Below are 12,086 nucleotides of genomic sequence, written 5' to 3'. Positions count from 1 at the left end.
TACTCATGGCCATGCGTGCTGGCTATTACTCGGCTTTCGCGATGCGCCCGCGGACTTCGCCCAGCTCCAGCCGCCCGCCGCCGACCGCCGGGGCGGTTGCCGTAAGCACCACCTCATCGCCGTCCTGCAGGAACGTCCGCTGCACGCCGTTCAATTCGACAGGTTCGGTGCCACCCCAGCTGATCTCCATCAGCGACCCGCGCTCGCCGCGATCCGCGCCGGAGATCGTGCCGGACGCGAACAGGTCCCCGGTGCGGGTCGAGGCCCCGTTCGCCGTCAGGTGCGCCAGCATCTGCGCCGGTGACCAGTACATGCGCCGGTACGGGGGAGCGGAGACCAGCTGCTCGTTCCAGGCCACCCGAACCGTGATGTCCAGACCCCAGGCCGCGGCATCGCGCAGATACGGCAGCGGCTCGGGATGCTGCGGCGGCAGCGGAATGCGGGCCGCGGCGAGGGCGTCGAGCGGAGTCACCCACGCCGACAGGCTGGTTGCGAAGGACTTGCCCAGAAACGGGCCCAGCGGCTGACCCTCCCATGCCTGGATATCGCGCGCCGACCAATCGTTGACCAGAGCCACCCCGAAAACGTGGTCGGCGAACTCGCCGGTACCGATCGGCGTGCCGAGCGCCGAGCCCGCGCCCACCACGAAACCCAGTTCGGCCTCGATGTCGAGGCGGCGACTCGGACCGAAATCCGGTGTGCCGGAGTCGGTCCGGCGCTGCCCGTGCGGCCGGATGACATCGGTGCCCGATACCACCACGGTGCCCGCGCGGCCGTGATAGCCCACCGGCAGATGCCGCCAATTCGGCAGCAGCGGTTCACCGTCCGGGCGCAGCATGCGGCCCAGGGCGGTGGCGTGATCGAGGCTGGCGTAGAAGTCGACGTAGTCGCCGATCTCGATCGGCAGATCCAGGCGGACCGCGCGCACCTCGTGCACCGCGGCGGCAGGGAGTTCCGCCTCCGCGGCGGTCCGCACCCGCTCCCGGATCTCGCGCCAGCACCGCGGCCCCTGGGTCATGAAAGCGTTCAAGCTGGGCTGATGGAACATCGGGTCGTCGAGTGCCACCGCCAGATCGATCACGGTGTCGCCCAGCCGGGCGCCCACCCGGGGTTCCCGGCCGGAGGGCCGGAATACGCAGTACGGCAGGTGGTCCAGGCCGAAACCGGAATCCGCGGGGACCTCGATACGCACCCGGCTGCTCAATTCAGATCCATTCCGACGGCCCCTTACCCGACCAGGTCCACGCGTAGCGCGGGTCCTCGCACGCCAGCGCGCCCTCACCCAACTGCAACGGATGGAAGGTGTCCACCATGACCGCCAGTTCGTCGAAGAAGTCGATTCCGATGCTGCCCTCGTAGGCTCCCGGCTGCGGACCGTGCGCGTACCCGCCCGGATGCACCGACACCGAACCCTGACCGATCCCGGATCCCTTGCGCGCCTCGTAGTTTCCGCCGCAGTAGAACATGATCTCGTCGGAGTCCACGTTCGAGTGGTAGTAGGGCACCGGGATCGAGAGCGGGTGGTAGTCCACCTTGCGCGGCACGAAATCGCAGATCACGAAGTTCTGGCCCTCGAACGCCTGATGCACCGGCGGCGGCTGGTGCACCCGGCCGGTGATCGGCTCGAAATCGGCGATATCGAAGGTGAACGGGTACAGGCAGCCGTCCCAGCCCACCACATCGAAGGGATGGGTGGCGTAAACCATGCTGGTGCCGACGATCTCACCGGCGGGACGGTGCTTGACGAGCACCTCCACATTCTCGCCGCCGACCTCGACCGGCTCGGTCGGCCCGTGGAGATCGCGTTCGCAGTAGGGCGAATTCTCCAGGAACTGACCGTATTTCGAGAGATACCGTTTCGGTGGGGTGATGTGGCCGGAGCCCTCGATGATGTAGGCGCGCAACGGTTCCGGGCCGTCCGGAACCCAGCGGTGAGTGGTGGCGCGCGGCAACAGCACCTGATGACCCTGCCGCACCGGCAGCGTGCCGAACACGGTTTCCAGTCGCCCCGAACCGGATTCGATATAGGCCAGTTCGTCGCCGATGGCATTGCGGTACAGCGCCGATTCGCGCAGCGCCGCCACATAGGAGATGCGCACGTCGGCATTGCCGAGCAGCAGCCGCCGCCCGGTCACCACGTCGCTGTCGCCCGGTCTGTCGCCCAGGAACAGTTCGTGCAGTTTCAGATGCCGGTGCCGCAGTGGGTGATTCGGGAACAGCCGCTGCTGCGGCAGCACCCACACCGACGAATCCACGATGGCCGGGGGCAGTCCGCGGTGATAGAGCAGCGAGGAATCGCCGGAGAAGCCCTCTTCTCCCATCAGCTCTTCGTAATAGAGCCGGCCGCTCTCATCTCGATGCTGCGTGTGCCGCTTGGGCGGCACCGAACCAACCTGCCGATAGAACGTCATGGCGTCCTCCCGCTGACCGATGGTCGATTTCCATCGTAGTCAGGCGTGACGCAGGGCGCGGTAGACCGCCGCGCCGACGAACTCTCCGAGAGTGTCGGGATTCCAATCGCCCGGTTCGGTCAGCAGTGTGCGGACCGCGCCCTCGCCGGCCGACACCCACAACTCGACCAGGGCCGGAAGCTTGTGTTCGGCATCGGCGGTGCCCCAGGCCGCCAGGGTCGGGCGTAGTCGCCGGGTGCAGCGTTCCACCGCCAGCAGCCGACCCTTGCCGAACGAATCCGCCACGGCCGGATCGGGATTGCCGTACAGCAGCCGCCAGGTGTCGGGGCGTTGGGAGACCGTGTGCAGCAGGGCGCGGAAGCCCTCCACGAACACCGCCTCATCGGCTTCCACCCGGCGGCGGGGTAGCGTCTCCAGCACGCCCTGCACCAGGTAGTCCTCCTCGCGCCGGATGAGCGCCTCGAGTAGCTCGACCCGATCGGCGAAGCAGGCGTAGATGACCGGGCGGGTGACCTGCATGCGGTCGGCCACCGCGGCGATGGTGACCGCCGCGATGCCGTCGGCGACGGCGATCTCCAGAGCGGTGTCGAGGACCTGCGGGCGACGGCGTTCGGGACCCAGATGCCGCGCGCGCTGGCGTGGACGTGTCGCCGAATCGGTGCCCATGCGCACCGACGATAGCAGCGGCCCCGGCGATCCTTTCCTACAGCTACGAACAAAAATGCTACATTCACGAATGAAAACACCCGGAGGAGCCGGGCGAGCCCACGGCCGGAGGAGACGAAGACCGATGAGTCAGACCCTGTTCAACCCGAAGACCTGCGAATTCACCGAATTCGACGCGGAGACCCGGCGACTGCTGCGGGCCACCGTCGACTACTTCGAGGCGTTCGGCAAGGTCCGGCTGCTGGCCGAGAGCCGCGACCGCGTCTGGTACGCCGACTTCCTCGACTTCATCAAGCGCGAACGGGTCTTCGCGACTTTCCTGACCCCGGCCGCGCAGGCCGGCGGGGACCCGCACAAGCGCTGGGACACCGCCCGCATCGCCATGATGAGCAAGATCCTCGGCTTCTACGGCATGCAGTACTGGTACGTGTGGCAGGTGACGATCCTGGGCCTGGGCCCGATCTGGCAGAGCGCCAACGCCGAGGCCAAGGCCCGCGCCGCCGGACTGCTGGAATCCGGCGAGATCTTCGCCTTCGGCCTGTCCGAACGCGAGCACGGCGCCGACATCTACGCCACCGACATGGTGCTCGAGCCGACACCGGGCGGCGGGTGCACCGCCACCGGCGGCAAGTACTACATCGGCAACGGCAATCTCGCGGGCATGGTGTCGGTCTTCGGCCGCCGCGCCGACAAGCCGATCATCGACTCGTCCGACTTCCTGCGGAAGATGACCGACGAGGAGTACTCCGGCTACCTGTTCTTCGCCGCCGACTCCCGGCACAAGAACTACAAGCTGCGCAAGAACGTCGTCGACTCCCAGATGTATGTCGCCGCCTTCGATCTCGACGAGTACCCGGTCGCCGAATCCGACATCCTGCACACCGGCCGCGCCGCCTTCGACGCCGCCATGAACACCGTCAACGTCGGCAAGTTCAACCTCGGCTTCGGCGCGGTCGGGGCCTGCGAGCACGCCATGTTCGAGGCCGTGACCCACGCCGAGAACCGAATCCTGTTCGGGCACCGCGTGACCGAGTTCCCGCAGGTGAAATCGCTGCTCGCGGACAGCTACGCGCGCCTGATCGGCATGAAGCTCTACAGCGAGCGCGCCATCGACTACCTGCGCTGCGCGGACGAGAACGACCGGCGGTACCTGCTGTTCAACGCTATCGAGAAGATGTCGGTCACCCGTCACGGCCAGCAGCTCTACGAGGACCTCGCCGACGTGATCGCCGCCCGCGGGTTCGAGAACGACATGTACTTCCCCATGGCCATGGTCGGCATGTTCGGGCTGCCGCGGCTCGAGGGTACCGTGCACGTGAACATGGCGCTGTCGCTGAAGTTCATGCCCAACTACATGTTCCATCCCGCCGACGCGGGCCTGGCCGCGCTGCGCTACCTGCCCGGCGCGGGTCTCGCCCCCCAGGGCGCGGTGCGTGCGGTGTCCGGCGCGCTGAGCTGGACCAGCCGCCGCGCCACCGGTCCGGCCGCCAAGGCCGTGCCCGCGCTGAAGACCGAATTCGCCCGTGCCGCACACGCTCCCGTGCCCACCCGCCGCGATGCCGCCGACGACGAATTCCTGTTCCGGCAGGGCCCGAGCAGCGGCCTGGGCAAGATCCGCTTCGCCGACTGGCGTCCGGTATTCGAGAAGTTCGCGCACATCCCGAATGTCGCGGTCTTCCTCGAACAGGCCCTCGCCTTCCAAACCCTGCTGGCCGCGGCGACGCCGACCGCCGAACAGCAGCAGGACGTCGACTTCCTCTTCGGCCTCGGCGAGCTGTTCACCACCCTCCCGTACGCGCAACTCATCCTCGAGCAGGCCGAGATCGCGGGCGCCGACGAGGCCGTCCTCGACCAGCTCTTCGACCTGTTCGTGCGCGAATTCTGCAAGCACGCACTGACCTTGCACACCAAGCCGACCGCCACCAAGGCCCAGCAGGTCCGCGCCCTGGACCTGGTCCGCCGCCCGGTCGCCGACCCGGCCCGCTTCGAGAACGTCCTCACCCAGGTCCGCGCCCTGGCCGGAACCTACGAGATGAACCCCTGATCCGACACCGCACCCCGGCGGCCATCGCCACCCTGCCCGAGTGGATGCGGGTCGCCGGTGGCTTCGATCGGTCCGCCGTGCTCGACGCCGCCTACCCGCCCGCGATGCGCGCGGCCATGTCGGCGATGACGAGCGATCGGCTGAAGCCGGCCTGTCGTCCGCCATGGAATTGGTCGGATGACCGGTCGGCTTTTGGTGGAACATATGCGAGCCGGGGTTCCCGTGAATCCCATCACGGTCACTCCGCAGCAGGCCAAGGAGCCGTACGGACGCAGATCCAGCTCGAGCGCATAACGGCGCGGTTAACTTTTCGGGATCGGGCCGGGTCGGTGCGGGCCCGAATGGTTAAGACGTCTGCCTACGCTTGCGTAACCGGACAGGCGTACGGAATCGTTCGGGTCGATCCCGGATCTTGATCTGAGGAACCGCGTCGAAACTTCAGCCGAGGAGGCCCTTCCGTGTCCCATTACAAGGCGAACCTGCGAGACATCGAGTTCAACTTGTTCGAAGTACTGGGGATCGGGGAACTGCTGGACAGCGGCGCCTACGGCGACCTCGACGGCGACACCGCGCGGGAGATGCTCGCCGAGGCCAAGCGCCTCGCGGAAGGCCCGATCGCGGAGTCCTTCGCCGACGCCGACCGCAACCCGGTCGAGTTCCTGCCCGAGCAGCACACCATCACGGTGCCCGGATCGCTGAAGAAGACCGTGGCCGCGGTCAACGAGGCCGGCTACTCCGGCCTGGGCATGGCCGAGGAGATGGGCGGCGTGGCCGCCCCCAACGTCCTCATCTGGGCCATCCAGGAAATGCTGGTCGCCGCCAACAACTCGGCCTCCTTCTTCAACATGGGCCCGCTCATGCACAAGGTCCTCTTCGACGAGGGCACCGACGAGCAGAAGCGCTGGGCCGCGCACGCCTGGGAGAACCGCTGGGGCGGCACCATGGTGCTCACCGAACCCGACGCCGGCTCCGACGTCGGCATGGGCCGCACCAAGGCCATCGAACAGGCCGACGGCACCTGGCACGTCGAGGGCGTGAAGCGCTTCATCTCCGGCGGCGACGTCGGCGACACCGCCGACAACATCTTCCACCTGGTGCTGGCCCGCCCCGAGGGCGCCGGACCCGGCACCAAGGGCCTGTCGCTGTTCATGGTGCCGCGCTTCCTGTTCGACTCGGAGACCATGGAACTCGGCGCCAAGAACGGCGCGCTGGTCACCGGCGTCGAGCACAAGATGGGCATCAAGTCCTCGCCCACCTGTGAGATCACCTTCGGCGGCGACATCCCGGCCGTCGGCTACCTGGTCGGCGGGGTGCACAACGGCATCGCGCAGATGTTCAAGGTCATCGAGAACGCGCGGATGATGGTGGGCACCAAGGCCACCGGCGCGCTGTCCACCGGCTACCTCAACGCCCTCGAGTACGCCAAGCAGCGCGTCCAGGGCGCGGACCTGACCCAGATGACCGACAAGGCCGCCCCGCGCGTCACCATCACCCACCACCCGGACGTGCGCCGCTCGCTGGCCACCCAGAAGGCGTACGCCGAGGGCCTGCGCGCGCTGTACATGTACTGCGCCTCCTACCAGAACGCCGATGTGGCGCAGGCCAATTACGGCGCCGACGCCGAACTGGCCGAGCGGGTCAACGACCTGCTGCTGCCGATCGTGAAGGGCTGCGGCTCCGACCGCGCCTACGAGTCGCTGACCGAATCGCTGCAGACCCTCGGCGGCTCCGGCTACCTGCAGGACTACCCGATCGAGCAGTACATCCGCGACTGCAAGATCGACTCGCTGTACGAGGGCACCACCGCCATCCAGGCGCAGGACTTCTTCTTCCGCAAGATCATTCGTGACAAGGGCGTGGCGCTCGGACATGTCGCGGGCCTGATCCAGCGGTTCGTCGACGGCGGCCCCGACCAGTTCAAGATCGAACGCGGACTGCTCGGCGCGGCCCTGACCGACGTGCAGGCCATGGCGGCCGCGCTCACCGGCTTCCTGATGGCCTCGCAGCAGCAGGTCGACGAGCTCTACAAGGTCGGCCTCGGCTCGGTCCGATTCCTGTACGCCGTGGGCGATCTCGTCATCGCGTGGCGACTGCTCGAGCACGCCGCCATCGCCCAGGCGGCGCTGGACGCGGGCGCGGCCGAGAAGGACAAGAACTTCTACGCCGGCAAGGTCGGCGTGGCGTCCTGGTTCGCCAAGAACAAGCTGCCGCTGCTCAGCGCCTCGCGCTCGGTGATCGAGAACCTCGACAACGACATCATGAAGCTGGACGAAGCGGCCTTCTGATTCGCACTCGAGCTCCGGCCCCGCACCCGTGGTGCGGGGCCGGATTTCGTTGGGGGATCAGATGACACACCGTCATGACACGCACACTTCATTGCTGACCCACCGATACGTGTCGTGCCGAGCGGGTACAACTACGGCATGGTCTTCCCGGTTACCTTCGGCTGGATCCAGATGGTGCTGTTGGTGCTGGGCATCGCGGCCATCGGATTACTGGTCTCGGCCGTACTGAAAGCCCGCACGGTCGGCTGGCGTGTGCTGGTCGGACGCGGCATGGGCGCGGCGGGTCTGGCGTTCGTCGCGGTGGTGATCCTGTGGATCACCACGCTCCTGCAGGCCTTCCTCGGACTCGCCGGCGAAGTCAAGGCCGCGCATGTCGAGGTCGAACCCGTTGCGGGACAGGAACACCTGCTGGATGTGAACCTCACCCTCTACGGCGACGAGGGCCACGGCGACCAGCACAAGACCTACCAGGTCGAGGGCGACATGTGGGTGCTGCAGGCCAATATCGTGGAACTCGAGGCGTGGGTGAACGCGCTCGGCTTCAATGCCGGATACAAGGTGACCCGGCTCTACGGCCAGCGTCTCGACGGCGTCGCCACCAAGCAGAACCAGATCTTCCTCAATGGCAGCGACGCCGACTTCTTCCAGGACATGAAGGACAAGACCTGGTACACCAGGCCTTTCGTGCGCTCGACCAACGGCAACGCCGTCATCGCCGTCCCGGGCACCTACGACGTCTTCATCTCCCGCGACGCCATCAAGGCCCGGCCGGTCTGAAGCCGGGCCCGGCCGAACTAGTCCGCGAGGACGGCTGTCACGGGCGCGTGATCGCTGGCGCCCTTGCCCTTTCGCTCCTCCCGGTCCACGTTCGCGTCGGTGACGCGCGCGGCCAGGGCGGGGGAGGCCAGGATGAAGTCGATGCGCATGCCCTCCTTGCGGGGGAAGCGCAGTTGCGTGTAGTCCCAGTAGGTGTAGACGCCGGGGCCCGGGTGGAAGGGCCGCATCACGTCGGTGAAACCGGTCTCGCCGAACGCGTCGAAGGCATCCCGTTCCCGTTCGGACACATGGGTTTTGCCCTCGAAGAACTCCGGCGACCACACATCCAGATCGGTCGGCGCGATATTCCAGTCACCCACCAGCGCGATCTGCGCGTCCGGATCCTCCGACAGCCACTTGGCGCCCGCGGACCGCAGCGCCGCCAGCCACTCCAGCTTGTAGGTGTAGTGCGGGTCGTCGAGCGCGCGGCCGTTCGGCACGTACAGGCTCCACACCCGCACCCCGCCGCAGGTCGCGCCGATCGCGCGGGCCTCCACCACCGGTGTGCTCAACAGGGATTCGCCCGCGTCCTTGTCGAAACCGGGCTGATCCGGGAAGTGGATCTCGACATCGTCCAGGCCCACCCGGGAGGCGATGGCCACGCCGTTCCACTGGTTCAGGCCCACGTGCGCGACCTCGTACCCGGCGGCCTCGAACGCCTCGAACGGGAACTGCTCGTCCTTGCACTTGGTTTCCTGTATGGCCAGCACATCGATATCGGCGCGGTCCAGCCACGCCAGCACCCGATCCTGCCGGGTGCGGATCGAGTTCACATTCCAGGTGGCGATACGCACAGCGATAAACCTTTCGGAACTAGTGTCTTACGCGAGCGGGCGGCGCGCGATCAGGGCGCGGCGTACCGGTAGCTGTGATGCTCGACGAAGCCCATCTCCTGGTACAACGCCAGCGCCGCGTCATTCTCGTCCGACACCTGAACATAGGCGTGGGTGGCCCCGTGCGTGCGGCCCCAGCGGATCATCTCCGCGCACACCAGCGCGCCCAGCCCGTGCCGCCGATGCCCGGTCGCCACCGCGACGCAGGTCAGGCCCACCCAGCGGCGGCCGTCGGGAGCCGTGGTCACCGCGGCCCGGCCGATGGCGATCGGCGCGGGCAAACCCAGCGTGGCGAAGGTGAGCTCGCCGTCGCGAACCGCGGTCAGCACGTCCACCACCGGGCTCGAGCCGATATCGGTGTCCCCGCCCCGATGCCGGTGCATGGACAGCCACGCCCCGTCCGGTTCGGGCGTGAACCGCACCATGGACGGGCCCGACGGCAGCGGCATGGTCTCGATGTCGACCGCCAGCACCCGGGTCTCGTGCCAGGTCCGCCACTCCGCGGGCCGGGTCGCCAGCCGATCGGGCAGCTGCAGTTGCAGCGGCAGGCCGTGCGCGGTGTACCACTCGCCGATCCGGTGCAGGGTCTCGGTGTTCATCAGCGCCGGTCCGTCCGTACCGCCCAGCGGCACCGCGGAATTCGCGCGATAGGTGTAGCCGTCCCCGGCACGCAGCAGCCAGCCGTCGATCCAGGATCGCATCAGACCCGGCCAGCCGTCCGCGGCCGCCGCTTCCAGGGACCGGATCTCACTGGTCCGAATGGGTCTGGGGCCGAGCGGTTTCCAGGCCACCACCTGATCCCGGGCGACCGACACCACCTGGCCGTCGGCGGTGCGCACGGTCAGCGGGTCGGCGGCGATCAGCTCGCCGATCACATCCGTCAACGGCTGTGGATAACCCGCGGGCAGCCGGTAGCGCACCACTACCCGCTTGCCGAGCGGCGGGAGCGCCCCGGCGCCGTCGGGGCCGGGCTCGGAATCGGTCATGACCGATCAGTCGTCGAGATCGTCGTCGTCGTGTCCGAAGGGGTCCGGCACGGTGCCCGGGACCCAGTTCAAACCCGGCTTGCCCCAGCCGTTTCGCTTGATCGCCTTCTTCGCGGCGCGGGCATTGCGGCCGATCAGCACGTCCACGTAGAGGAAGCCGTTCAGGTGGCCGGTCTCGTGCTGCAGCATGCGGGCGAAGAAGCCGTGGCCCTCCAGCTCGACCGGCTCGCCGTGCTCGTCGGTGCCGGTGACCTTGGCCCAGTCGGCGCGGCCGGTCGGGAACTGCTCGCCGGGAACCGACAGGCAGCCCTCGTCGTCATCGTCTGGATCCGGCATGGATTCGGGGATCTCGGAGGTCTCCAGCACCGGATTCACCACGCAGCCGCGGCGGCGGACGGTCTTGCCGTCCTCGGTCTCGTCCGGGCAGTCGTAGACGAAGACGCGCGGCGACAACTCGTCCTCGTCGGCGATGATCACCTGATTGGCGGCCAGACCCACCCCGTGCGCGGCGTCCATCGTCTCGTACATGTCCGCGATCAGCTGCGCCAGCTCTTCCGGGGTCTGCGTGACCGGCGTGGTCGCGCGGTGCAGAACCGGGTCGCCGACAATGCGAATCGGGAGAATAGCCATGCCGCAGAGCCTACTGGGCTGCGATTTTTCCACGGATCACACCCTGGACATGCGCCCGCAAGTTCGCGGCCGTCTCGATTCTGGACTGACGGAGCGAGGGAGCGAAGCCGAGGAGCGGAGGAGGGAAGAATCGAGACCTCAGGGCCGCGAACCCTCGCCCCGGAGCGAAGCGGAGGGGCAAATCAGACGCCGACACGCCGGGGCCTACGTCACAAAACACGCCGATCGGTACGCATCGCGTTGTCTGCGGCGCGTGGTTGAATGACACCGACGCACAAGCACCATATTCGTCTGGTGACCACTCGGCGAGGGAGCACTATGGACAGCGCAGCGGCACGCGACATGCCCGCAAGCGAGGACGGTCCTTCCGACGAGGATGGCGCGCACGGGCTTTCCCGCCGTGAGCTCGAGATTCTCGACTTCGAGCGCAAGTGGTGGAAGTACGCCGGTGCGAAGGAAGAAGCCATCCGCGAACTGTTCGACCTCTCGGCAACCCGCTACTACCAGGTCCTGAACGCGGTCGTCGACAAGCCCGAAGCGCTGGCGGCGGACCCGATGCTGGTCAAGCGCCTGCGGCGGCTGCGCGCCAGCCGCCAGAAGACCAGGGCCGCACGCCGTCTCGGTTTCCAGGTGTGAGCCGCGCCGCGATCGTGAGCCAGGTCTCCACCCGGCCCGCGTCCGCGCTTGATCCCGCGCGGGCGGCCCTGCACCCATTAGGCTCGACGCCGTGAGCAACCCGAATTCGCCGACCGGCGGTCCGCCGCTGCGGGCCCTGGCGATGGTCCTGATCGCGCTGGCCATCGTGTTTGCCGGGATCGGCGCGATGTCCCTGTCGAGTTCGGACTCCTCGGACAGCAGCGCCGGATCGACCTCCGAGGCCGCCACCACCACTGCGGCGCAGCAGAATTCGACCGGGGCGGGCACCCCGTCGGTAGTGCCCGGCACCATCGCGCCCACGACCACCACGGCCGCGCCCACCACGACCGCCGCGGCGACCACCTCCGGTGCCGCGGGCGTCGACAAATCCCTCCCGGTCCGGGTCTACAACAACGGCACCGTCGCCGGACTGGCCAAGAAGACCGGCGACCAGCTCAGCGGTGAGGGTTACAACATCACCGAGGTCGGCAACTATCCCGGCGGCGTCATCCCGAAAACCACCGTGTACTACGGCAGTTCGCCCAAGGAGCAGGCGCTGGCCAAGGCCATCGCCGCGGAACTGGGCTGCGCCGCCGAACCCCGCTTCCCGGGGATCTCGGATTCGCCCACCGGTGTCATCGTCATCGTCACCGGCAACTGAATCGTTGTCCGTCGGCCGCCGGACCGCCACCCGAAAGAAACCGTGCGGCCCCTCCACGGGACACAGGCACGTCTCTGGCATCATCTTGTCCGGTACGAAGTATGTCCACCCTGCTTTC

General features: G+C 67.8%; 11 protein-coding genes. 5 read left to right on the top strand and 6 right to left on the bottom strand.

The genetic code is table 11. The features are described from left to right. Positions 1 to 25 precede the first annotated feature (25 nt). Genes fahA through ACFYTS_RS29895 form a run of 3 tightly spaced genes read right to left on the bottom strand, consistent with a single transcriptional unit; the run spans position 26 to position 3,077 of the window. Positions 26 to 1,204: a fumarylacetoacetase gene (gene fahA / locus ACFYTS_RS29905; RefSeq protein WP_387308904.1), complete on the bottom strand. Its 1,179-nt coding sequence runs from the start codon at positions 1,202 to 1,204 to the stop codon at positions 26 to 28. Position 1,205: 1 nt separating this feature from the next. Further along, the gene (locus tag ACFYTS_RS29900; RefSeq protein ID WP_387308901.1) at positions 1,206 to 2,411 is read right to left on the bottom strand and encodes a homogentisate 1,2-dioxygenase; all 1,206 of its coding nucleotides are present in this window, start codon (positions 2,409 to 2,411) and stop codon (positions 1,206 to 1,208) included. Positions 2,412 to 2,450: 39 nt separating this feature from the next. Beyond that, positions 2,451 to 3,077, bottom strand: a complete 627-nt coding sequence (locus ACFYTS_RS29895) for a TetR family transcriptional regulator (RefSeq protein WP_357284666.1) — start codon at positions 3,075 to 3,077, stop codon at positions 2,451 to 2,453. Positions 3,078 to 3,201: 124 nt separating this feature from the next. On the opposite strand from ACFYTS_RS29895, the gene ACFYTS_RS29890 reads away from it, so the two are divergent. The 3 genes from ACFYTS_RS29890 (at position 3,202) to ACFYTS_RS29880 (ending at position 8,183) form a co-directional block, all read left to right on the top strand. After that, complete coding sequence (locus ACFYTS_RS29890) at positions 3,202 to 5,121, top strand: acyl-CoA dehydrogenase family protein (protein WP_387308898.1); 1,920 nt, start codon at positions 3,202 to 3,204, stop codon at positions 5,119 to 5,121. A 458-nt stretch (positions 5,122 to 5,579) separates the two neighbouring features. After that, entirely contained in the window at positions 5,580 to 7,406 is a 1,827-nt protein-coding gene (locus ACFYTS_RS29885) for an acyl-CoA dehydrogenase (RefSeq protein ID WP_387308896.1), read from the top strand. 138 nt (positions 7,407 to 7,544) lie between these two features. Continuing rightward, positions 7,545 to 8,183 (top strand): hypothetical protein, encoded by a 639-nt coding sequence (locus ACFYTS_RS29880; protein WP_387308894.1) that lies wholly within the window; start codon positions 7,545 to 7,547, stop codon positions 8,181 to 8,183. Positions 8,184 to 8,200: 17 nt separating this feature from the next. Here the strand turns inward: ACFYTS_RS29880 and ACFYTS_RS29875 are convergent, their stop codons facing one another. The 3 genes from ACFYTS_RS29875 to ACFYTS_RS29865 are packed head-to-tail and all read right to left on the bottom strand — an operon-like array spanning position 8,201 to position 10,671. Further along, entirely contained in the window at positions 8,201 to 9,016 is an 816-nt protein-coding gene (locus ACFYTS_RS29875; RefSeq protein ID WP_387308892.1) for an exodeoxyribonuclease III, read from the bottom strand. Between the two features lie 50 nt (positions 9,017 to 9,066). Beyond that, on the bottom strand, positions 9,067 to 10,041 hold the full coding sequence (locus tag ACFYTS_RS29870) for a GNAT family N-acetyltransferase (protein ID WP_357284652.1): 975 nt from the start codon (positions 10,039 to 10,041) through the stop codon (positions 9,067 to 9,069). Positions 10,042 to 10,047: 6 nt separating this feature from the next. After that, a complete protein-coding gene (locus ACFYTS_RS29865; protein ID WP_387308889.1) occupies positions 10,048 to 10,671 on the bottom strand; it encodes a peptide deformylase in 624 nt (207 codons plus the stop codon). Positions 10,672 to 10,989: 318 nt separating this feature from the next. On the opposite strand from ACFYTS_RS29865, the gene ACFYTS_RS29860 reads away from it, so the two are divergent. Together ACFYTS_RS29860 and ACFYTS_RS29855 are read left to right on the top strand one after the other, a co-directional pair. After that, positions 10,990 to 11,307, top strand: coding sequence for a DUF3263 domain-containing protein (locus ACFYTS_RS29860; protein WP_379102288.1), 318 nt, complete (start codon positions 10,990 to 10,992; stop codon positions 11,305 to 11,307). Between the two features lie 91 nt (positions 11,308 to 11,398). Continuing rightward, on the top strand, positions 11,399 to 11,968 hold the full coding sequence (locus tag ACFYTS_RS29855; protein ID WP_387308887.1) for a LytR C-terminal domain-containing protein: 570 nt from the start codon (positions 11,399 to 11,401) through the stop codon (positions 11,966 to 11,968). Positions 11,969 to 12,086 lie beyond the last annotated feature (118 nt).

Source organism: Nocardia sp. NPDC004151, from assembly GCF_042874235.1.
In the GTDB taxonomy this organism is placed as follows: Bacteria; Actinomycetota; Actinomycetes; order Mycobacteriales; family Mycobacteriaceae; genus Nocardia.
The sequence above is the reverse complement of the archived record's forward strand: the minus strand, read 5'-3'. Positions and strand labels throughout refer to the sequence as shown.